At 43.8% G+C, this 26,518-nt stretch carries 4 protein-coding genes; all 4 read left to right on the top strand.

The features are described from left to right. Positions 1-11: 11 nt before the first annotated feature. The 4 genes from NH462_RS08235 to NH462_RS08250 are packed head-to-tail and all read left to right on the top strand — an operon-like array spanning position 12 to position 26,516. Positions 12-4,415, top strand: a complete 4,404-nt coding sequence (locus NH462_RS08235) for a MupA/Atu3671 family FMN-dependent luciferase-like monooxygenase (protein WP_253105357.1) — start codon at positions 12-14, stop codon at positions 4,413-4,415. Beyond that, positions 4,412-12,298: a non-ribosomal peptide synthetase gene (locus NH462_RS08240; RefSeq protein ID WP_253105359.1), complete on the top strand. Its 7,887-nt coding sequence runs from the start codon at positions 4,412-4,414 to the stop codon at positions 12,296-12,298. Before NH462_RS08235 ends, NH462_RS08240 begins: the two co-directional genes overlap by 4 nt. Beyond that, positions 12,295-19,050 (top strand): non-ribosomal peptide synthetase, encoded by a 6,756-nt coding sequence (locus NH462_RS08245; protein ID WP_253105360.1) that lies wholly within the window; start codon positions 12,295-12,297, stop codon positions 19,048-19,050. The genes NH462_RS08240 and NH462_RS08245 overlap by 4 nt, the downstream gene beginning before the upstream one ends. Next, positions 19,047-26,516 carry a non-ribosomal peptide synthetase gene (locus tag NH462_RS08250; RefSeq protein WP_253105362.1) on the top strand — a complete coding sequence of 2,490 codons (7,470 nt, stop codon included), beginning with the start codon at positions 19,047-19,049 and terminating at the stop codon, positions 26,514-26,516. Before NH462_RS08245 ends, NH462_RS08250 begins: the two co-directional genes overlap by 4 nt. Positions 26,517-26,518: the final 2 nt, after the last annotated feature.

Below are 26,518 nucleotides of genomic sequence, written 5' to 3' on the forward strand. Positions count from 1 at the left end.
GGGTTAATGTAATGAGTCAAGTAATTGAAAAAATCATGTTGATGTGTTCAGAGCAAAACGTCAACTTAAACCTCAAAGACGGTACCATTGAAGTACTGTTCGATGAAATGCCGACAGAAGAACTGATTGGTCTATTGCGCGAATATAAACCAGATCTTGTTGAGTATCTCTCAAAACACGAGACCCAGTGCCTCCTAACACCGCTTAAAACCATTGGTGAAAACTCTGGACCCTTATCTTTTGGTCAAAAACGTCTGTGGTTCATCGATCAGCTAGAAGACGGAAGTGTGCATTACAATATGCCGATGGCTCTTGAGCTAAAAGGAGAGTTAAACAAAGCTGCTCTGCACAAGTCACTGACTGAGATTGTTAAACGCCATGAAGTTCTGAGAACCCACTATGAGGTTGGTGGTGCCACTCAAGTAGTAAAACCTGAAGCTGAAGTCGAGCTCAACGAGATTGACCTCAGCTCGCAGCATGGTGATCCTAGTGCGGCTCTTGAACAACTGATGATTGAAGAGCAACTGAAGCCATTCAATTTACAAATTGACTTGATGCTACGTAGCCAGCTGGTAAAAATTAATCAACAGCATCATGTATTATTATTAACGCTTCACCATATTGCGTGCGATGGCTGGTCATTAGGAATCGTGGTTAATGAACTGAGTAAACTATATACCGCTGAGGTTAATCAAGGTCACTCGGAACTAACTGACTTATCTTTACAATATCTTGATTATGCTTTCTGGCAAGATGCAAACCGGGATAACTTTGAGCAACAACTTGGCTTCTGGGTTAAACATTTAGCGCAAGCACCTGCTCTACATAGTCTGCAAACAGACCACCCTCGTCCTACATATCAAAGTTTTACTGGCGACAATATTAGTATCTTTATCAACGCAGAAAAGCGTCAAGCACTGGAGAGTTTCTGTCAGCAGTATGAAATCACTCCATTTATGTTCTGTTACTCTGTGTATGCTCTACTGATGGCGAGACTTAGTAATGAGCAAGATCTAGTTATTGGTACTCCGATAGCAAATCGTCAACACTCTGCTATCGAGCCTTTAATTGGTTATTTTGCTAATACCTTAGCCCTTAGATTTAACATAGACAGTGGGCAAAACTTTAGCAAATATCTTGCTACTAATAAACAGAACATCTTAGGTGCCTTACAAAATCAAAGTGTGCCTTTTGATATGGTGGTTGAACGGGTACAACCAACTCGTAATTTGGCTTACTCACCTCTGTTCCAAATCATGTTCTCCTTCCACAGCCATGGCAGTAGCGAATTGAGTTTGCCAGAGTTGCAGCTTAGAGACATTACACCAAAAGCAAAAGCCGTCAAAACAGATCTAGAGTTGGCCATTACAGAACAACACGACGGATTTTTATTAGATTGGAACTATAGTACAGCCTTATTCGAACATGAGACTATCGCTAGTTTCGCTGCCTGCTTCGAACATTTACTAGATGAAGTTGTTGCCAATCCAGAAAAAACATTGGCAGAGTACAGTATCCTATCCGCAAAAGACCATGCGCTATTGAAGCAGTGGTCCAACAAAGATGCTTTAGCGGACGTGGCTAAAGAGCAGAACATTATAGAACGCTTTGAAAGTATGGCGGCCAAGCAGCCAAACTCAACTGCCATAATCGCTGGCGAAGAGAGGTTAAGTTACGAAGAACTTAATCAAAAAGCGAATCAAGTGGCGCACTATCTGCGTGATCAAAGCGTCACCGCCAACCAGCCTATTGGTATCAATATGCAACGTACCGAGCTACTTATCGTTGGTCTACTTGGGATACTTAAGTCTGGAGCTTGTTATGTACCATTAGAAGCCAATTATCCACAGGCTCGTCTGGATTACATGATTGATGATAGTGGCGTACAGCACGTACTAACTGAATCTGTAGTTGAAAAAGTACTAACTGGTTCATACCCCAAAACCAGTGATGGCCTCGCTAGTATTAGTCCACAAGATTTGGCATATATCATATACACGTCAGGCTCTACTGGTAATCCCAAAGGGGTCAAGGTTAGTCATGAGAACATCCTTACTTTTATCAACGGCATGTCAGAAAAGCTTAAAGGCGGGGGGACGTGGCTTGCTGTTACTGGCATTGCTTTCGACATTTCGGTACTAGAGTTATTTGGTACATTGGCTAATGGCTTCACAGTAGTTCTTTACGCTGATGATCCGAGTCAAAAAAGTGCTGTGACAAGTAAAAGTGTGGACTTCAGCCTGTTTTACTTTGCCGCGGGGGGAAGCAATAAACAGGGCGATGTATATAAGTTATTGCTTGATGGAGCCAAATACGCTGACGAAAACGGTTTTACCGCAGTCTGGACTCCTGAACGCCACTTTGATGAGTTTGGTGGTATCTACCCTGCTCCGACGGTGATCAGTGCTGCCATTGCAAGCATCACTAAAAATATCGATATTCGTGCTGGTAGCTGTGTTGTCCCACTAAACAACCCAGTGCAGTTAGCTGAACAATGGTCAGTCATAGATAACCTCAGCGGTGGCAGAACGGGTATCGCGTTCGCATCTGGTTGGCACGCTGATGACTTTGTACTAGCACCTACTAACTTCGAAAACCGACACTCTGTCATGTACGACAGTATTAACGTTTTTAATAAACTTTGGCGCGGCGAAAGTATCTCTTTACCTAATGGTGTAGGTAAAGATACTGAGGTCAAACTCTATCCACGCCCTATCCTAGACAAAATACCACAATGGCTAACTATCGCTGGAGACCCCAAAGCTTTCGTTAAAGCTGGCGAGAAAGGCTTAAACATTCTCACTCATATGTTGAGACAATCTATGGGTGAACTAGAAAACAATATCAAAGCCTACCGTGAGGCATGGCAAAAAGCTGGTCACCCTGGTGAAGGCAAGATCACCATGATGATCCATACCTTTGTAGGCGACTCTGTTGAAGAAGTACACGATACTGTTTATGAACCTTTCAGTCAGTACCTAATCACCGCCTTAAATCTTTCCGGAAAAGGCACTGATAACGGACCTGATATGCTGAATGATGAGATTGTCACCGCAGCATTTGCTCGTTACTCCAAAACTGCCGCCCTATTCGGTGATGTAGAGCACTGTACAACGCTGGTTAAAAACATGGTTAATGCGGGTGTAGATGAGATCGGTTGTCTGATTGATTTTGGCGTGGACATAGACCTAGTGCTCGATAGTTTGCCGAAAATCAAACAAGTAATGCAACAAGTAAATGGACGCAATGCTAATGGTAGTAAACAGGAAAGTGTCGATACCCTAGTAAGCAAACATCAAGTCACTCACATGCAGTGCACCCCATCATTTGCTGCTATGCACTTAACTCAAGGTACAGCACTATCCCAGTTACAGCACGTGTTTATAGGTGGTGAGGCTATGCCACCCCATCTGGCCGAAAAACTCTGTAGCTATGACTCACTAACAGCATATAACATGTATGGACCAACGGAGGCTACAGTTTGGGCATGCTCTCATACGTTACATGATGAAGGCCAAGTCGTGCCTATCGGGCAACCTTTACCTGGTTATCAAGTTCGTATTCTTGATGCATTTCTTAATGAACAACCAATAGGCGTGCCCGGTGAGCTACACATTTCGGGGAATGCGGTTACCCAAGGTTACTTTAATCGTGACGCGCTAACAGCTGAAAAGTTTATCGACTCTACGTATGCTAAAACCAAATTATACAAAACCGGAGACAAAGCACGATGGAACCGCAACGGCCAATTGGAGTTTTTGGGTCGCACAGACTCTCAGGTTAAGCTAAGAGGTCACCGTATTGAGTTAGATGAAATTGCGGCACAGATCATCTTAATGGATGAAGTCGAAAACGCAGTGGTTACGCTAGACGAACAGTCAGTTGGATCCCGTTTAGCCACTTACATTAAACCCACTCAAAGGACGACTGATCACAACGCATTAGTCGACCAAGTCAAAGCTCACTTATCTACAGTATTGCCTGCTTACATGATACCCACAGCTTGGTTAGTGTTAGAGAATTTACCGCTGACTTTGAATGGCAAGATAAATCGTCGCGCCTTGCCAAAAATTGATGTTGCAGCACAACAAGGCAACTTTGTCGCAGCTGCCAGCGATACAGAAAAAGCCCTAGTGGAGCTATGGAGTGATTTACTCGCTATGAAAGCATATAAAATCAGCTGCAATATCAGTTTCTTTGACCTAGGAGGTCACTCCTTACTACTTACTAAGATGCTGGCTGAAGTCAAAAGTCAATTTAATGTCGAATTGTCTTTCCGAGACATCTTCGAAAACGCGACTATCCAAACATTAGCGGCTTATCTTGATAACTGTGCTCAACATCAACAGCAAAGTGAATTACTCACTCAAGCGACAACAGTTGATACCGAGCAAACAGAGGAGTTTGTGCTGTGACCACTCAAGATTTTATCGCATGGTGTGTAGAACGATCGATTAGTTTTTCTTTGATAGATAACAATCAAATCAAGATAAATGCCGCGCCTGGTAGCTTAACTGATGAAGTGAAAGAACAGCTAAAAACGCGAAAAAGCGAAATTCTGGAGTTTCTAAAAGCTCGTAGTCTGACGGACTCAGCAAAGCGACAACCCGGTGAACAACAATTCGCCCTGTCTTATTCACAAAAGCGTCTGTGGATAGTAGAGCATCTTGAACAAGATGTTTCCCACTACAACATGCTTAGAGCACTAGAAATACAAGGGAAATGTCAGCCTAACTTTATCGCGCAATGTTTCAATCTATTGATAAATAGGCACGAAATATTAAGAACGCGCTTTGTCGAGTTGGAGGGAGAGCCTGTTCAAGAACCTTTAGCGTCAAGAAATATTAAAGTGCCTCAGATTGATCTCAGCCATTTGTCTGCTAACGAGCAACAAGCCGAAGTTCAAAAGCACATTACGCACGAAGCAAATTACCAATTCGACCTAAGCAATGAGCCTTTGATCCGAGTACATTATCTACACTTGAGTGAAAATAATAATGTACTTTTGCTCAACCTGCATCACATGATCTCTGACGGCTCATCCATGCGTTTGTTGATCAATGAATTCATGACTATATACCAAGCAGTGACCCAAGGTCACCAGGCACAATTGCCGGAGCTAACAGTGCAATACGCTGATTTTGCTAAATGGCAGGGCCAGCGATTTTCTACCAGCGAGCTGCAAAATCAACTCGAATATTGGACCAATAAGCTTGAGGGAGCTGCACCACTGCACTCTTTAGTTTTAGATAAACCTCGCCCTGTACGTCAATCTTTTGTGGCTGGTGTTCATGTTCAACAACTAGAGCCTGAACTATTCGATAAGCTCAGTGTTTTAGCAAAAAGCAACAATGTCAGTATGTTCACACTACTACAAAGCGCTTTCGCCAGTTTGCTTAGCCGTTTCAGTGCTGACAAAGATATCGTTATGGGTGTGCCAAATGCAGGTCGCTTCAATAACGAAGTAGAGAATCTTATTGGATTTTTTGTCAATGTATTGGTATTTCGAAATGATTTCTCAGAAAATCCAAGTTTCATCGAGGTACTTGATGCAGCCCGTAAAGAAACCATTGAGGTTTTGTCTAATCAGGAAGTGCCGTTCGAGTTTCTAGTGGATTCCATTAATCCGGTCCGTGATCTTTCCTATAATCCAATCTTCCAAATCAAGTTTCTATACGAGCCAGATCATAGTAAAGGGATTGATCTCAACGATGATATTAAGGTTAAAAATCGTATACTTGGGGAGGACCGTACTCGTTTTGATTTAGATCTGACCATCTATGAGGTCGAATCTACGCTTTATCTATCATGGAGCTATAAAAAAGACCTATTTCTTCCCTCTAGCATTGCTAATATGGCCAATGCAATGGAGCAACTTCTCCGTCATGTGACTCAAAATGCACAGACTCCTATTAGCCAAATTCCGATTTGCAATGATGCTCTTAAACAACAACTATTTACTTTGTCTTCAGGTAAGTCAGTTGAAGTTGATGGCAATAGTATCAACGAATATTTACATGATTTTGCTGGGCATCACGCAGATAAAATTGCATTAGTGGATACTGATACAACACTTACCTATCGCCAACTAGAAGAAAAGGTTGCTCGTCTAGCCAATCACTTACTAGATTTAGGTGTTGAACGAGGTGAACCAGTTGCTATTTACCTCGAACGTTCGTCGTTACTCATGGTTGCCATTCTAGCTGTGCTACGAGTAGGTGCTGTATACACCCCACTCGACACTGTTGGCGGTAGAAAGCGCATTGAATACATTGTTGAAGATGCCGACATAGAGATTTTGCTTTCCCACAACCAACTTCTCTGTGGTGCGCCGTTTGCGGGCGTCGATCTTGTACTGCTTGACGACTGGCAACATCAAGACTGGTTGAGCGAGTATGCGGGGACAACGTCTAGCCTCGAGCTACAGCGTAACGACAGCGCTTATTTAATATATACATCTGGCACCACTGGCCGACCTAAAGGCACAGAAGTAAGTCATGGTGGATTGCTTGATTACTGTGTCTTCGCCAGAGACAACTACTATTGTGATGCACCTAAGGGCAGCATCGTAGTGACCTCTCATAGCTTTGATATTACGGTACCCGCTCTGTTTGTTCCTTTAATGAAAGGCCATACGGTGCACTTCCTCCCTTCAGAGCAGACGCTTGAAACATTAGCAACCAAACTGCCAGAAAGTGAAGCGATGTTGCTGAGAATGACCCCGGGCCATGTTAAAGCCTTACTGGAATTGCTTAGCGAAGAGTATGACGGACAGCAACCCTTTGTCTTTGTCATTGGAGGAGAAAGCTTTGATGTAGCATTAGCCAAGCGTCTACAAGCTCGCTTCCCTAATAGTCAAATATACAATCATTATGGCCCCAGCGAGGCGGTCGTTGGCTGTTCAATATTTGATGTAACAACCGGTATTGACCAATGCGTAGAATACATCCCCATCGGAACACCGATGGATAATCACCAACTTTTTGTGGTAGATGAGAAACAACAACTTTTACCACAAGGGTGTGTTGGTGAACTATGCATCGCCGGTGCCGGGGTTGCTAAAGGCTATTACAACAACCCGGAACTGACGCAGGCTAAGTTTGTCGATTTTGATGGTGTTGCGACAAAGGTCTATCTAACAGGTGACAAGGTCCGCTGGAACGAACAAGGCCAACTACAGTTTCTAGGGCGAATTGACGAGCAAGTCAAACTACGAGGCTACCGTATCGAACCAGCAGAAATAGCCAATGTGCTGTGTCAGCAACCTGGGATTACTGATGCGTGTGTAGTATTACAAGAGCACCAATCCACTCAGCACCTGGTAGCCTATGTCGTCGGTGAAGGAACCAGCGAACAACTTCAACAAAGCGTAGCTGAATTACTACCTAACTACATGCAACCTTCGTTTTACATGTTCCTAGCCCAGTTACCTTTGAGCCCAAGTGGTAAAGTGAATCGTAGCGCACTTCCTGCCATAGAAAGTAGCGCCGAAGACACACTTAAATATATCGCCCCAAGGACCCCTACCGAAAAGGTACTGTGCGAAGTATGGCAGAATTTATTGGGACTTGAGCAAGTTGGCATTCATGACAATTTCTTTGCGATCCGCGGCGATTCTATTCTCGCTATTCAAGCTGCAGCCCGATGCGCCAAGCGTGGCGTACACTTCACAACCAGACAATTATATGAAAAACCAACAATTGCCGAGCTAGCTAAGCAAGCTAGCAATGATACGCTAAACACTGTTGATCAAGCAGCGCTAAGTGGCGAGTTGCCACTTTTGCCAATACAAAAACGGTTTATTGAGCAAGGTGCTGCACTTAACCATTATAACCAGTCTGTATTACTTAAAGTTCCTTATACCTTAAGCTTATCGCAAGTGCGTCTCATGCTTAACAAAATCATCGAACGTCATGACATACTGCGGGTGCGCTTTAGCAATACTAACCATGGTTTCTTTGCTGACGATTTCAACTTTGACGACTGTCTTGATGAAGTCAATGTAGCTCATCTGGATACCACTACCATAGAACGGACTTGTAGTAGTGTTCAGACTCGTTTAGATATCCACAATGGTCCTCTGATGAAGCTTGTACTGATAAAGGATGCTACACAAGCTCGATTGTTTTGGGTGATTCATCATTTATTAGTTGATGGTGTGTCATGGCGAATTTTACTTGAAGATCTCGCTTCGTTATATAAGCAAGATAGTGCCGGTCAATCTCTATCTCTTGGTAATAAAACCAACAACTTGCGTGATTGGTATCACCATCTTGTAGAAGCTGCAAATAACCAAGATCTAGATGAGCAAGTCGCTTTCTGGCAGCAGCAGCAAGTTACTGACTCTATTCAACCTAGAGACGGTATAAACCGCCAAGCGGAATGGCGAAATCATAGCGTGCATTGGCCTGAGTCTCTCACCAATACACTATTAGATAATGTTGGAAAGCCACTTCGTATGCAGGTGCAAGAGGTATTAATTAGTGCCTTAGTACTTGCATTCCAGCAATCAGCTAACCTCGATGAACTTAGCCTAACTTTAGAATCTCATGGTCGTAATGTAGGTGACGCTAATTTAGACCTCAGTCAATCTGTAGGCTGGTTTACTGCCAAGTATCCTATAAGGCTACAGGCAAAGGAACGCAACACTGTCGATTTACTTAAATCAATAAAAGAACAACTGCGTCAAGTACCTTGGGATGGAATAGGTTTCGGGGTTCTGGCAGAGTTACTCGCAGAAGCCGAATTGGAGCATTTCTCCGGAGACATATTATTTAACTATCTAGGCCAGTTTGACCAGCTCAGTCAAGATCAGGAGTTGTTCGAATTTTCCGCCGAACCCACGGGTTCAGCTATCGGTGCGGAGTTTGTGCCAGAAGAAGCAATCATGATCAATGCCTTGGTGATCCAAGGACAACTCCGTTTTGATATTGCATTTGATGCAGCTCGAGTATCGAAAGTATCTCTGGAGATCTTATCCGACAATATTCATCAAGCTTTAGCTGATGTTATCAACAGCCTCGCAGAGTGCAAATCAGCCCAGCACCTAACACCAAGCGACTTCCCCTTAGCATCGGTTACACAACCGGAACTTGACAAATTAGGGGCCAGTCAGACGATTGAGAATCTTTATCCAGCGACAGGCTTACAGTCCGGTCTTCTGTATCAGAATGCGCTCAGCCCCGGCAGCTATGTCAATCAGGTATTAATAGAGTTTGAAGGGTTAGATTCTGACGCTTTGCACAAGTCCTGGCTACAGTTAGTAGAACGTCATGAAGTATTGCGTTCACGTCTGGTATTACTCGAAGCTGGTTACCACCAACTAATTGTTCCGGCAAAATTGGACTGGCATCAAACTGATCTGACTGAGCTAGATGCCACAATGCAACAACATAAAATTGAGACTGATAGACACAACGACAAAGATGGACATGACATAGATGCAGAGTCACCTGTTATGCGCCTACGCTTGTATAAGGTCTCTGAGCACAGCCATAAACTACTTTGGTCTTACCATCACGTACTTTGGGATGGCTGGTCAAGTGCCATACTAATTCGGGAATTATTGGTACTTTACAAATCCAATCGCGAAATGAACTGTGTCGAACTGCCCAGCTCAGTAGGATTCAGTCACTATGTAAACTGGCTATCTCACCAAGATCAACAAGCAGCTCGAGATTACTGGCGTAAGACTCTTTCTCCACTAGAATCTATTTCTCGTTTTCCTGCAATGGCTTCTGATGAGCAAGGTAAAACCAACTACCAATTTGCTCTTGACAGAGAGCTCAGCACACAGCTAACGGAATTATGCCGCCAAAACGGTTGCACCATGAACGTATTGTTTCAATGTGCTTGGGCCTATTTACTGTCTCTTTACACAGCATCTGGCAAAGTTGTGTTTGGTACAGTGGTATCGGGCCGCCCTGCAGCTCTTGACCAAGTGGAAAATATGGTGGGGCTGTTCATCAACACCATCCCGGTAGTTAGTGACATCGATCCAAAGGCTAGCTGGCACGACTGGATGGCGAAAATGCAGCATCAACAAGCATATGCCGATGAATTCAGTTACCTGCCTCTACAGGAGATTATCGCCAGCTCTGACTTTCCAGATTTATTTGAATCTCTGCTGGTATTTGAGAACTATCCTGTCGACGAAGCTGCGAATAGCAATAACACTTCAGGTCTTCAAGTAAATGGAATAGAAAGCCATGAAGGTACCCACTATGGCGTGACCGTCATTATCAAGGCCGGTGAACAACTCAGTATTGAACTGCAAGTAACAAATGGTCTTTATGACATGGCCATCATGTCTGGTGTGGCGAGTCATTTTGAACAGATACTGACGCAACTTCCCAGCCGTAGCAAAGAATCTGTCTGTGAGCTTCCAATTCTTACGTCAAAGCAGTTGACATTCCTTGAGGCGGTCAATAATACCTATGAGCCTCTTGACTACGAACAGTGCATGCATGATTTGTTTATCAAACAAGTTTTGCGGACCCCTGACGCCATCGCGCTCATCGATGATGAAGGCAAGCTCTCTTACATTGAGCTATTTGCGTTAGTCTCAGCGCTGCACCAACGACTGTTAAGTGAACATATTCAGCTACAGGAACCTGTGATAGTGCGGATCCCGAAAGGCCGCTGGCAGTTGGTTGCCACTACTGCCATCATGATGGCTGGAGGGGCTTATTTACCGCTAGAGACCTCTTGGCCACAAGAGCGCTGTACAAAAGTTATTCGCAAGTCTGGCTGCCGCTTAGCATTAGTCATTGATAGCAAGGATGTTCCTGAAGGTATCGCTCATATCAATATTTCCGAGCAATCACTCCAGTGTAGCGAGCCACAAGCTACCGCTGTCGCCTTCACCAGTGTGCAGAAGCCCAGCGATTTGGCGTACATCATCTTTACGTCAGGTTCAACCGGTGAACCAAAAGGTGTTGCTATCGAACACCGTTCCGCAGTTAACACGTTACTCGATATCAATAATAAGTATGAGGTCACAGCTAACGATAGAATACTTGCCGTTTCTGCACTCAGTTTTGATCTATCGGTGTATGACTTATTCGGCTTACTCGCTTGCGGTGGCTGCATTGTTTTTCCTAGTCACGAAAAAGCGATGGACCCAACTCATTGGGCCCAATTAATCGAACAACATCAGGTCACTCTTTGGGATACTGTACCAGCTTCTGTAGAGCTACTGGTTGAACAATTTGACTTCCTTGGTCGCTCCAGTACAGCCCCTATTCGAAATGTAATGATGAGTGGTGATTGGATTGATCCTGCGCTACCTAGACGAATTTGGAATACTTTTAAAGGTGCCAATGCAATTAGTATGGGTGGTGCTACCGAAGGTTCGATTTGGTCCATTTTCTATCGAATCACTCAAGACACTAGCGGATGGAAATCCGTGCCTTATGGTAAGCCTTTGGCTAACCAAAGCTTCCATATTCTGAATGACAATTTGCAACAAGTACCGCCTGGTGTGGTTGGTGAACTGTTTATCGGCGGTGTCGGTGTCGCACGAGAATACTACGGTGACCCTGAGTTATCGGCCTATCGGTATATCTACCATAAGGGACTGGGACAACGTCTGTACCGTACGGGCGATATGGGTCGTTACATGACTGATGGCAATATTGAGTTTATGGGCCGAGTCGATGATCAAGTCAAAATTAACGGTTTCCGTATTGAAACTGGCGAAATTGAGCAACAGCTAAGCGCTTTAGACGACGTATACACGTGCTTGGTAACTGTCAATAAACTAGAGTCAGGCATGACTTCTCTAGTGGCGTATTTACAGCTGAACAAACACAGCAACTTTGATGAAAGCAACATTACGGAGCATGTTCGCGAACAGCTTTCTGCCAATTTACCAGCGTACATGATCCCACAGTTTGTCCTACTAATTGAAAAGTGGCCATTAACAGCCAACGGAAAAGTGGATAAAAAATCACTACCTAAACCAGATGTCACTTCGTTGCTAACCCCCTATGAAGCGCCTGAGACAGTTCTTGAAAAGCAGATAACTGAAATATGGGCACAGCTTCTCAAGCTCGATTTAAGCACTATCGGCGTCAATAACAACTTCATGGAGCTGGGTGGTAATTCGCTATTGGTTATTCGTATGACAGCCAAGATCGAGCAACAAATCGGGGCAAAACTCGAATTACGCCAAGTATATGAACATCCCACAATCCGCCGCTTATGCAAATTGCTTGATATCAACCGCAAACAGCAAAGCATTGCTGAACAGCTCAATGACTTGGATGATGATGGTATAGAGGAGGTTTCCTTGTGAGTAATGTTGTGCAACTGATGGATACGTTGTTAAACAAGCATATCCTCTTAACTTGCAAAGATGGTGAACTGTCAGTCAAAGCGCCTAAAGGCGCTTTGACAAAGGACATTATAGACCTGATTAAAAGTAATAAAGCTGCGCTGGTAGGCTATTTAAAAACGTCTTCACATCATACAATCGATAGACATATCACCGCGGCGTCTCGTCATGAAAATGGCTTGATCCCGCTGTCGTTTTCACAGCGTAGATTGTGGCTTATTGATAGTCTCCAAGGTGGGGCCTCTGAATACAATATCTTTATGCCGTTGCTGGTAAATGGACCTCTGGATAAACAACTAGTCCAAAAAGCATTTGCAGCTATTATCAACCGACATGAAATACTACGTACTGTATACATACAGCATGACAACCAACCATGGCAAAAGATTCTGTCAGATGCGCCCTTTCAGATAGAAGTAGTAGACTTGTCTGAATATGATACACCACAACAGCAACTATCACTGGATAAGATAATTGCTGATGACGTTAATACGGTTTTTGATCTGACTCACGACATTATGCTTCGGGCCACTGTTGTGACGTTGACTGAAAACGAACGCCACGCACTTTTAATTAACATGCCCCATATCGCTTCAGATGGCTGGTCAATTCAGGTGTTACTAAACGAATTTTTAACACTTTACCGTGAACTCGCACAGAAAGGTCCAGCGATACCACCTCTTACTCTGCAATATGCCGATTTTGCTATATGGCAAAATGATAAGTTGGTCTCTGATGAGCTACAGGAACAACTTAGCTACTGGCGTAAGCAATTAGCAGGATTGCCAGCAATTTACCAATTACCGCTAAGTAAACCCCGTCCAGATGTGAAAAGCTTTTCTGGAAGCAAACAAATTGGTCAATTATCAGCGGCCGCAGCAAAAGGACTACTGCGTTCTGCTCGTCAACTGGGAATGACACCATTTATGATGCTACATGCTGCATTATCATTGGTGATGGCTCGTCACGCTGGTGAAAACGAATTTGTCATTGGTACACCCGTAGCCAACCGCAATCAAGCTGAACTCGAAAAGCTCATAGGCTGTTTCATGAACACCTTAGTATTACGTGCTCGAGTAGATTTTGATTCAGTGGGAGCATATTTAGCCCACATTAAGCAAACTCACCTTGATGCTCAGCTTAATCAAGACGTGCCTTTCGAACAGTTAGTGGAAGAGTTACAAGTCCCTCGTTCAACGTCGTATAGTCCCCTTTTTCAGGTGTTATTAACAACAAATAATGATTTTGGTATTAACCCTGATTCAGAACCTAGCCAAGAAGTTATACCTGGTGTGTCATTCGAACCACTGAAATCAGAGACTGAGAACGCTAAGTTCGATATTAGTGTGGAAATTCGGACCAATGATGAAGGTGTGCGCATTCTTTGGGTTTATGATGTGGCTTTATTTGACGCAGCTTATATCAAGTCATTAAACAGCCACTTATGTAACGTTTTAAGTCAATTCGCTAACTTATGCAATTTACCCTCACAGCAGTTGGAAGGCCTTGAGTTAGCTTCAATCTCGCTATTGGATGAGGTTGAAAAAAATCGTTTACTCAATACATATCAGCGTAGCGGCGAACATTACCCGATCGACAAATGCTTACATCATAGTTTTTCAGAAGCTGCTACTAAGTACGCGCAAAACACGGCTTTAGAATTTGGTGCTCAGTCGTTTACGTATGCTCAACTTGATGCGATGAGCAATCGCTTGGCGAGATACCTAAAAGCAGAACATGGGGTTGGCCCTGATGTCTTGGTTGGTGTCTACACTGAACGCAGTGTAGAGATGGTAATTGCTATACTAGCCATTCTCAAAGCTGACGGTGCATATGTACCTTTAGATCCCAATTACCCCAAAGATCGTTTGTCGTTTATGGTAGATGATAGCGGCGTCAAAACTATTCTAACCACGCAATCTCTCAAGCAAATAGTTGCTGAACAATCGCCCCAGCTGGTGTATCTGGACGACCTTAGCAACAACGACTTGCTTTGGTTAGAAAACTATAGCAGCACCCGTTTATCTACGACAAATAGCAATCCCAATCAACTAGCGTATGTTATTTACACCTCGGGTTCCACAGGCCAACCTAAGGGTGTAGTTGTCGAGCATCGTTCAATACAAAACTTTCTGCAAAGCATGGCTGATAGCTTGCAGTGTAGTCCTGACGATGTCGTAGTTTTCCTTACATCAATTAACTTCGACATTCACGTATTAGAGCTTTACTTACCACTTATTAACGGTTGTAAATTAGTATTAGTTGACGAGGTACAAGCTGCTGATCCGAAAATGCTGGGTCAAGTGCTTGAAAAACATAAAATCAACCTAATGCAAGCGACACCTGCAACATGGCGCATGCTGCTTGAGACAGGCTGGCAGTGGCACCGCCCTTTAACCATGCTATGTGGTGGTGAAGCTCTTTCTCGCGAGCTTGCAGATGCTTTGATAACCAATGTACCACAAGGTGTATTGTACAACATGTACGGTCCAACAGAGGCCACAGTCTGGTCAAGTATGGACAAAGTAGATCCGACCTGCATTACTTTAGGTCGCCCGATTGCCAATACACAACTATATATTCTTGACCAGTACCTCAACCCAGTACCCAATAATGTCCCTGGCGAGTTGTACATAGGTGGTGACGGGTTGGTTCGAGGGTACCTTAATCGCGAGGCTTTGACTGGTGAGCGGTTTGTTCATAATCCGTTTTATAACACTGATGACAATAAGCACAGCCAACGTATCTATCGCACAGGTGATCTCGTCTTGAGCGACTCAGAAGGACGCTTGAAATTCATTGGCCGTAGCGATGACCAAGTGAAAATTAATGGCTTCCGTATTGAACTTGGTGAAATCGGTTATCAACTACAAACTTTATCTGACGTTGAATCTGCTGTTGTGGTAGTTCGCGACATTGCTGATAGTAAACAACTGGTTGCTTACCTGCGTTTCTATCAACATCGTGAAGTTGATACAGCTTTACTGCAGCTGCTACAAGCAAGGGTCGCACAAAACTTACCCTCCTACATGCGGCCGTCGCTGTTTATTTCTATAGAGCAATGGCCTTTAACGCCAAATGGCAAGATAGACAAAAACCAACTTCCAGCCCCAGATACCATCGCTTTCAATCAAAACAAGTATGAGGCACCAATTAGCAAACTGGAACACGAACTGGTTGAATTGTGGGCTGAAACGCTGTCCTTAGATGCGCAAAGTATTAGTGTAACCGACAATTTCTTCAGTCTAGGCGGCCACTCATTACTATTGGTTCGCCTTATATCTATGGTCAAACTACGCTACGATGCCGAACTCAGCGTTGCAACGATCTTAACCAATCCAACTATTCGTCACTTGGCCTGCGAGCTCGATAAAGGTGTTGAAGCTCTGCGTAAGATAACTGTACTTGAGGATCGTCAGCGTCCATTGCCACTGTCATTCGCTCAATATCGTCTATGGCTTATCGATAACTTAAAAGGTAGTTCACCAGAATACAATATGCCCTTAGTTTTCCAGCTAGAAGGCCCCTTTCGACTGGATTTGGCCGAGCAGGCATTTGCAACCATCGTGGCACGTCACGAAGTGCTACGTACTGTTTTTAGAGATGAAAATGGCGAAACAAGTCAGTACATACGCCCTACAAAAGCAGCTCCTTTTGCCTTGGAAACCCAAGATTTCAGCCACCTTGAAGGTTCAGCGCTAGAAAGCGAGGTAAAACAAAAAATTGCGCAAGAAAGCATGCGTTCTTTTGACCTCCAAAACGATTTAATGCTCAGAGTTGTTTACTTCAAAAAGTCGTCAAACCATGGAGTGCTGGTGATCAACATGCACCACATTGCCTCCGATGGGTGGTCATTAGAAGTTATAAAAAGTGAGTTTTTTGCTTTATACGACGCCTACAATCACAATATGAGCTCCCCTCTACCAGAGCTAACCGTGCAATACGCCGATTTTGCTTATTGGCAAAGAGAGCATCTTGAAGGTGATTTACTCAACTCTCAGCTAGCCTATTGGCAACAGCAATTAGTAGATTTACCTGTGGTACATTCTTTACCTCTTAGCTTTTCAAGGCCAAAGACAAAACTGTCGGCAGGCGCCAGCTGGACAGCTCACTTAAATACTGAGCTTTCTGACCAGCTACATAAAACTGCTAAAAAGCACCAGCTGTCCCCGTTTATGCTAATGCACGGAATGCTATCGCTATTGTTTTCGCGTCATTCTAACTGTCAAGACATTGTCATTGGCACTCCGGTAGCTAATCGCTTGCAACCAGAGCTTAACGCTTTGATAGGCTTTTTTGTCAATACTTTGGTAATACGCACAAGTACTAAGCAGCATTCGTTAGGTGCATATTTAAGCCATGTTAGACAACAGCACCTAGATGCCCAATCAAATCAAGATGTTCCGTTTGAACTGCTGGTTGATAACTTGAACATTCCAAGAACCGATGCACATACACCACTATTTCAAATCATGCTGACTACCAATACCGGTTACGATGTGAATCAATATGGTCATAACCCAGCCACAACTCTAGCTGACATCAAAGTTAGTCCGTTTAGTAATGAACTGACTGCAGCTAAATTTGATCTGGATTTAAACTTAAACTTCACCGACCAAGGCATGATACTGCGCTGGACTTATGATACCAATCTATTCAGCAAATCGTATATTCAACGTCTCCAGAGCGACTTTGAAAGGTTGTTGACTCAGTTGGTTGCTGAGGACCAAACAGATCGGCCACTTAGTGATTTAACAATGCTGTCTGAAGATGAGCAGCAGCACTTATTGATTGAACGCAACGCAACGATTGCCGAGTATCCTACTGAGCAATGTATCCATCAATACCTTGAACAACAAGCGCTACTGGCACCAGAAAAAACGGCGGTAGTCTGTAACAATCGTCGAATTGATTATAAAACCATCAATGAAAAGGCTAATCAGCTCGCTCATTATCTAATGTCAAACTACCAAATTGGCCCAGATACTCTTGTCGGGTTATGTGTCGAGCGCAGTATAGAAATGGTAATCGGCATTTTATCCATTCTTAAGGCTGGTGGCGCCTATGTACCACTAGACCCTAGCTATCCTCGTGGGCGCCTAAGCCACATTATTAAAGATGCCGATTTAACGCTGACGTTAACCTTAACGCACTTATGTGAAAACTTACAAAGTGAAGATGTTGGTTATAATGGCGCCCTATTAATGCTAAATAATCTGCTAGACGATAACGTCACCCACCCTTGGTCTAAATGCCGAACTGACAACCCATGTGTCGAAGAGATTGGCTTAACATCAAACAATCTCGCCTATGTGATTTACACATCTGGTTCGACAGGTAAACCCAAAGGAGTGATGTTAGAACATCAAAGTGTGGTCAATTATTTAACTAATGTGCAACACTATCCACACAGCGAAATTCGGCGCACAGTAATGTCAACATCGCTTAACTTTGACGCCACTGTCACACCTCTATTTGGTGCTTGGGCACGTGGGGTTCCTCTTGACATTGTGCCGGAAACAAATAATCAGTTTGAGCTTCTCCTTAGCGCCCTACAATCGGATGAGGCCGCAATGTTCAAACTAACTCCAGCTCATTTACAGGCATTAGATATACAAACACCTATCTTAGCGAAGCATGTTCTGGTAGTCGGTGGTGAAGCTTTCCCACAAGACTTGGCGCGCAGAATGGCCGAGTTAATGCCCAATAGCCTGTTCATCAACGAATATGGTCCAACAGAAGCTACCGTGGGCTGTAGCTATGCGATATTTAGTCAAGCGGATCTACCTCATATTCAAGCACCCGAGGTCAGTATTGGTCGCCCAATTCTTAATACTCAGTTACTGATATTAGGAGATAACGGAGAGCTTTTACCTGACGGTGTTACAGGTGAGCTGTATATTGGTGGTGCAGGTTTGGCCCGTGGTTATTTAAACAACCCTAAAATGACTGCCCAACGGTTTATCGCTAATCCTTGGTACAACAGCAGTGACCAGAATAGTCCAAAGAGGCTGTATCGCACTGGCGATTTAGCGCGTTATCAACAAGATGACAACCTAATGTTCGCAGGAAGATCAGATGAACAGGTCAAAGTACGTGGATTCCGTATTGAACTAGGAGAGATCGAACACCAGCTTAATCAGCTACCTCAAGTCGATAGTGCCTTAGTACAAGCTTCAACTATCGCAGAAACAACTCAGTTAATTGCTTATATACAACCGGAACAAACTCTGTCTGAGCTAAAGCAAGATACATTTATCCAACAGCTCAAAGCGAATGTTGCATCGCAACTACCAGACTACATGATCCCGGGATTGTTTGTAGTGATTGGCGAATGGCCGTTGACACCTAACGGCAAAATAGACAAGCAGCGTTTGCCCCAGCCAAACCTACTTGGTTTGGATAATAGCTATATTGCACCAAAGACAGAGACTGAAATTGTTCTTGTAGAAATTTGGGCCGAGCTACTTGGGCTACCAGCTGAAAATCTAAGCGTTCAAGGCAATTTTTTCGCTCTAGGTGGTCATTCATTACATCTCATACGAATGAAGCAGCATATTCAAGCCCGTCTGAATTTGACTATCGAGCCACGCAAAGCATTCGAAATGTCAACTATCCAGCAACTGGCCAAGCATCTCGACAGTTTACAAACACAAAATTATCTCAAAGAAAAAGAAAAAAACATTACAGTTTTAAGCGAAGGTACCCTATGAGTATTTCTCTTTTGATCAGAAAAGCAGCTGATTCTGGAATTTTCCTATACGCTGAAGAAGGCCAGCTGAAATTTAAAGCAACAGTGCCAACTTTTCCTGAAGAGCTTAAAGGTCAAATTCAAGACCAAAAACAAGCGATCATCGATTTCCTATCAGAGCAGGAAAGCAACACCAATAACAGCGTTGAAATTGCGAAGATAGAACGTAATGCAGAAAGCTTTCCATTATCTTTTGCTCAACAACGCTTTTGGTTTATGGAACAATTGGAAGGAAGTAGCGCGCATTATAACATGCCTATTTCTATCAAGGTCACAGGCAAGTTTGATACAGACATTGCACAGCGAGCGCTTGAGCAACTAGTCAACCAGAACGAAATTCTGAGAACCACCTATCACTGGGTTGATGAAGTGGCTATGCAACGCATCCACCACAATGTAGTCCCTAAGTTTACTCATTATTGCCTCAAGCAAGATAGTGATGATCAACAAGCTGAAATTAAAGGACTCATCACCAAAGAAACCCAAGCGAGTTTTGACCTCAGTAACGATGTAATGATCCGTGGCGCGTGGATTCAAATCGACGAGTGTAAGGACAATGTTGAAGGGGTGCTAATTTTAACTGTACACCATATTGCTGGAGATGAGGGCTCCACTAAATTATTGACCGAACAATTTACGCAGCTATATGCCCAGATCGCGCTTGGAGAGACTACCAGTGCGAATAAGTCGGAAATTCAATATCTAGACTACGCCATCTGGCAACGAGAGCAATTCACAGGCGCAACTTTGAAAAAAGAGTTAGATCATTGGAAACGTTACCTTGATAGAATTCCAGAGTTGCACAGCATCCCTACTGACTACCCGCGCCCATCAACGCAGAGTTTTCGTGGCAAAACTGTAGTCACTCACCTGGACTCTGAGTGGGTTAATCGCTTAACCAATGCTTGCCGAAGCCAACATTTGACGCCTTACATTTACCTAGAAACAGCTTATTCTTTGATATTAGCGCAGTACGGTGGTTCGGATGAAGTAGTAGTAGGAAGCCCTTTTGATTTACGTGATTCAGAACAATTATCCTCAGTCATGGGGTGTTTTATTAACAGTATCCTGATCCGCAACCAGTTCGATCAAAACGATACTTTCGACCAATTATTACAAAAAAATCGAGTGAATATACTTAAGTGTTTCAGTCATGCTCAAGTACCCTACGATATGGTGGTATCTGAACTGGGACATAGTCGAAGCATGGCTTACAGTCCAGTGAACCAACTACGTTTTTCTTTTATAGATCAGACACAGAGCCAAGAAGAAGGACACAATTCTTTGGGCTTGAAGCTTGAGCCTATTTCAGGTGAAGTGGTTGACGCCAAATTTGATCTGGTATTAGTTGCAACTTTAAGCAACCACAGTTTGCGATTCGTGTGGTCTTATAATACGGATATTTTCAGCGAGCAGACAATCAGTATTTTAGCCTCTGCTTTTAATGCTCTTTTGAAAAGTGTACTGCGCAATGGCCAGCAAAAACTGTCTAACATTGATGTTGTCACAGCGGAACAAAAGCAGCTTTTGGCGGACTGGAGTCAAGGTCCAAAAACAGATTCGCAGCCTTTATTACCACGACTGCAGAAACGGTTACAGGAAGGGGGAGATTGTACCGCGCTCTACTTTGAAAATAACACAATGAGCTATGCTGAACTAAACAGCCGTGTGAACTGCTTAGCTAATTATCTACAATTAAAAAACACCATCCAAGTAGCCCTGCACCTAGAACGTGGTTTCGATAGTGTTATCGCAATTTTAGCTTGCCTTAAAGCAAGTATAACCTATATTCCTATCGACACAAATAGCCCACTCAAGAAGATTCAGGCAATCATAGAAATCAGCAAGGTCAATACTCTGCTGTGCCACACTATTCACCTAACCCGTTTAAAAACATGTCAGACGGAAGTTTTGGCGTTAGACAGCCAAGAAATACAAACAGCCCTAGAAAACGTCGGAACTGCTGAACCTCAATCCAAATCCAATCCCAAACAGCTTGCGTATGTGATCTATACCTCAGGCTCAACTGGAATACCCAAAGGGGTCGCTGTTTACAATTACAATTTAGATAATTTCTATTCCGTATTTGAAGCCCAGCTGCAAAGCCTGGGTCTAGATAGCGACAATGGCTGGCTATGGAATGCTTCATACGCCTTTGATGCCTCACTAAAAGCCATTGTTGCTCTGTGTCGTGGTCATCATTTGGTTTTGGCCACTGAAACACAGGCACAGGATCCTCGAGAGCTAGTCTCGTTGCTGCGCAACTTTGATGTCGAAGTGCTCAACGTGCCACCATTAATGATGGAACTAACAGTACCAATTTTACGACAAACCAAATTACCTAAACACCTGATTGTTAGCGGTGATGTAGTTAGCCATGACCTATGGCACACAATGCGAGATTACCTTGTAGAGTTCAACAGAAAAGGTATCAATGCCTATGGTCCGACCGAAACGACTGTTAACGCCACTTACGGCATGATTGAAGGTGAGCAGCCGCATATTGGTAGTCCTGTCCACAACTGTCAAGCATGGGTACTTAATGAAAGCTTGCATCATGTGCCACCTGGGGCTATCGGTGAACTTTACCTCAGTGGTGACAACATTGCCGCTGGTTATCTCAATGATACAGAACGCACAGGCCAAAGCTTTATCTCCTGTCCATGGTTGCCAGAAACAGTATTGTATCGCTCCGGTGATATAGTCCGGTATATGAGTCAGGGTCAGTTACAATTTATTGGAAGAGCTGATGATCAACTTAAGATTCGCGGATTTCGCATCGAACTTGGTGAAGTGCAACAAGCTGTCAACAACGCTGCTGGCGTTACCATGGCTGCTATCGTGTGTGTGGGCACCGGTGCTGAGAAAACACTCCACGCGTATATTCAACCTGAGGAGCAAACTGAAGAATCGAGCCTTCGAGAAAGCTTGGTTAGTCAATTAAGTGAAGTCCTGCCGCATTATGCCTTACCAAGTAAGTGGGTATTTATTAAAGCGATGCCATACACCACTGGCGGGAAAATAGACCGTCAAAAACTGGTTACTTTACAAGATACTTCTACTATCCAAACTCACTATTCCGCAGAAAAACCGGTCACTTCGCAATCGACTAAGCTGTCGGTAAAAGAGCAGCTGCGCCAGATTTGGATGAACCTGCTAGATGTGGAACAAATCAATGATGACGACGACTTCTTCCGCCTTGGTGGCCACTCGATGCTGGCTATCAAAATGCTCTTTGAAGTAGACAAACTCTTTGGAGTCAAATTGAGTATTCGCGATCTATTTATGAACGTGAGTCTGGAAATGCAAGCTTCCTATATTGAAAGTTTGATGCCTGAGCCTCAACAACAAACCCAACCTGATGCTGAGCCAACAGAAGAGAAGCAACCGCTAGAAGGTCAACTGCTACCAACTTCTTTTGCTCAACAACGTCTGTGGTTTATCGACTCGATGCAAGGCTCCAGCGAAGAATATAACATCAGTTACGCAGTTAAATATCAAGGGCACCTTGACTTAAATGCAGCTAATCAAGCTATTAGCCACATTATTGCAAGGCATGCCAGTTTGCGCACGGTGTTTGTTCAGCAAGATGGGAGTGTATTCCAACAGATCCAACCCACTGAAAAGTTCCTCATACAAGACATTCACTTAGCATCAACCGCTGATGAAGGTGCAATCAAACGAACTTTACGTGAACATGCCATGGCGCGATTCGACCTGTCTAATGATCTGCTTGTAAGGGTAGCCCACCTTAAATTGAACGAGGAGCTGAATCAAACACAAGGCATAATTACTTTCTGTACACACCACATCGTATCCGATGCTTGGTCAATGGGCTTGTTCGTTAGAGAATTTGTGGCCGAATATAGTGCGATTCTGGCTAATCAACCCAGCCCCATTGCCTCGTTGACGATGCAATACGTCGATTTCGCTGTGTGGCAGCGGGAGCAAATGGCTACCGCTGACTATCAGTCACAGTTAAATTACTGGCAAAAGCACCTAGCGGGTTTACCTGCAGTACATGATGTACACCTAGATAGACCACGTCCAGATAATAAATCTAACAAAGGCGAAGTAATCAAATTTGAATTGTCTGCCACCACCAGCAACAAGATCGTAGCGTACGCCAAGCGCTTGGGAGTGACTCCATTTATGATAGTACATGGGGTCTTGGCAAAGCTAATCTCTATTCACAGTCACAATCATGACGTGGTAATTGGCGCCCCCATCGTTGAGCGCCCACTAAAAGAGTTAAGCTCAGTAATTGGCCTATTCATTAACGCTATGGTGTTAAGGGTTAATACCGCTCAAAACACTATCCAAGATTACTTTGATCACGTTAAACAAGTACACATGGACGCTCAGGCAAATAGTGGTATTCCATTCGAAAAGCTAGTTGAAGCCCTTAATGCCCCCCGCAGTCGCGCTTTCACACCACTATTTCAGATACTACTCAACTTTGATATAACCGAGCGTACCAGTTTGACATTGCCGAACCTAGATATTAGCCCAGTCAGTCTTAACACGAATGAAATAAAGCATGACCTTGAAGTAAATGTTCAGTTTTCACAGAACGGTGCTGTAGTGCATTGGGTTTATGATACCACGCTGTTTCATGATAAACATATGCGAGATATGGTCAGTGGCTTCATTACATTGCTCGATAACTTACTAACAGTTGATTGCAATCGAGCTATGACACAACTACTGGCTGTGGAACAGTGCAACTTGGAAGAAGCGTTCACTGAATCACTTATCCAAGGAAAACCGGCAATGATGTCTGAGCCTTTCTTGACCAGATTTGCTACTGCAGCCCAGTTCAGTCCTAACGCCACAGCGGTAAGCTATGGGCAAGATACTATAAGCTATCAAGTACTTGATGATCGTTCTAACCAGATGGCACAGGCTCTAATAGACATGGGCTTTGACGTCGGCGATCTAGCTGGTATTTGTCTTGAGCCTTCACTGGATATGGTCGTCAGTTTACTAGCCATTCTTAAAGCCGGTGGTGCTTATGTACCACTAGACCATCAGCAGTCCAAAGACCGGTTAACTAAACTGTGCCATTCAGCAGGTCTAGAGTGGATATTATCAACGCAAAAGTTTTTCGACATTATTCCGATGACAGGTATGGATCTCATTGATGTTGAGGGTTGTGCTGGAGAGCACCCTGAATATAACCATTATAGCAGTGATACTCCCAACCTAGCGGTACCTGGTGATCAACTTGCGTATATCATCTATACATCAGGTTCTACCGGCGAGCCGAAGGGAGTAATGGTTGAACGCAATCAACTGGACCACTACGTCAACCACTGTCGTCAATACTACGAACAAACCAATGTATGTGGAGCGCTAGTTGCCACTCCATTGATCTTCGATGCTACCGTTACTAGCTTGCTCGTCCCTCTAGCGTTTGGCAAACAAGTCGCTCTACTACCAACTAATCCAGAGCAAATGTTTCCCAAAATGCTTGATGTGCTATTCGGTGATCATGATTGGTTAATTAAATTAACTCCAGCACATCTAATTGGCTTACGTTTAACACGTGAACTACAGCCAGATCAGATACGCGCTCATCATTTTGTTCTTGGCGGAGAGCAGTTGACTTGGGATATACTGCAACCTTGGCGCCATTATCTGCCAAATAGTACTTTCATCAACGAGTATGGACCGACAGAAACTACCGTCGGCTGTACCACCTATGCAGTCACTCCAAGCGATGTCCTAAGCCGAAATGGCGCAGTCCCAATCGGTCAACCTATTGATGGGATGCAAATATTGCTATTGGACAGTGACAAAAATCCAATTGCACCTGGTGCTGCAGGTGAGTTGTACATCGGTGGTACTGGCGTTACTCGCGGTTATGTGAACATGGATAATGTCACAGCAGAACGCTTTGTTGAACTACAACAAGGTCCACAAGGCCGGTTTTACCGCAGTGGTGATTTGGCAAGAATATTGCCCGATGGTGATCTGGAATATTTAGGCCGGATAGACGAGCAAGTCAAAATTCGAGGATATCGCATTGAGCTTGAGGAAGTGGAGCACCATTTGCTCAGTCATCAAGGTGTCGCTGCGGCTGTGGTGCTAAAAGTTACCGATATAGCTGGTGATGATAGCCTTGGGTGTTGGCTAGTTCCAGAAGGTACTTGGGAAAATGAGCAATTACTTACTGCTTTACGTCAACATCTAAAAACCAAGTTACCTTCCTTTATGCAACCCACAGTGTTTCATATATTGGATGCTATTCCATTAACCACTAATGGTAAGGTCGATAGAGTCCAGCTTAGAGCAATGGAGAGTACTACAAGTGATACCGCTCCCCACATTGAGCCCAAAACAGATACAGAACAAGAGCTAGCGAAGATTTGGTCGGGTCAACTTGGCCAACGAGTGGGTCGCAACGATAACTACTTTGACCTCGGCGCACACTCGCTCATGGTAATGCGCCTGCTGGCAGAAATACGTCGCAGTTACGGTACACAGCTGAGTATCACTACCGTGTTTGAAAATCCAACCCTAAGACAATTAGCAGCGCGTATTGATGACCAAGTTAAACTAGAGACAAATCAATTATGCTCTGACGAACAATTTGACACACTTGTTAAAAAAGTTGGTAACTGTGTCATTAAACTCAATGAGTCCCGGTCCCTACACAAGGTATTTTGTTTTCACGCTGGTGCAGGAACAGCTTTTGTGTACCGCCAGATAGCTGATGGCTGCAACGACATAGCTGCATTCTACGGGTTTCAACCCCCTCAGGTCCATTTAGGACTGAGAAAGACTGACATGTATCAAATGTGTCAATTTTATGTTAATCTAATTACAAGTATTCAACCTGAAGGTCCATACAATCTTATGGGCTTTTCGATGGGCGGTACTATCGCTTATGAAGTAGCACAACAGCTCAAGGCCATGGGTAAAACAGTTGCGCACATCAGTCAACTCGACAACCCATATAACTCTTGGAGCAAAGACGACTCAGGGAAACCTTGGTATTTCCCAATTCGACGTGCATTCCAGGGTTATCTGGATCTACATCTAGATTTTGACTGGAAACAACTTGACCAATTAACTGAAACCGAAGGCATGACTATACTCCAACAGGAGTTAGTGAATTTAGGTGTTCAAATCGAAGGAGTAGAACGAACAGCCTTTATTCCCTACATGCAGTTCTTCTGTGACATGTATTGGATGTACGGCAAATATCAAGCAACCCCCTCCGATTTTGACATTGACGTTTATGTTGCTGAACAAAAAGTTGAACAGTCAAAGTTCTGTAACGAATATCTGGATTGGGATCAAGCCACATCAGGAAATCTAACCACAACCAGTGTTGGTGGCGATCACACCACTATGTTAATAGAACCACATTTATCTAATTTGGTTGCCAAGATAGCCAAGCGATTGCAAGAGGTATTATAAAA

It is taken from the genome of Pseudoalteromonas sp. OANN1 (genome assembly GCF_024124685.1).
Taxonomy (GTDB): domain Bacteria; phylum Pseudomonadota; class Gammaproteobacteria; order Enterobacterales; family Alteromonadaceae; genus Pseudoalteromonas; species Pseudoalteromonas piscicida.

Coding starts and splice junctions, on each gene's coding strand:
- NH462_RS08235 (WP_253105357.1), top strand. CDS start 12: ATGAGTCAAGTAATTGAAAAAATCATGTTGATGTGTTCAGAGCAAAAC.
- NH462_RS08250 (WP_253105362.1), top strand. CDS start 19,047: ATGAGTATTTCTCTTTTGATCAGAAAAGCAGCTGATTCTGGAATTTTC.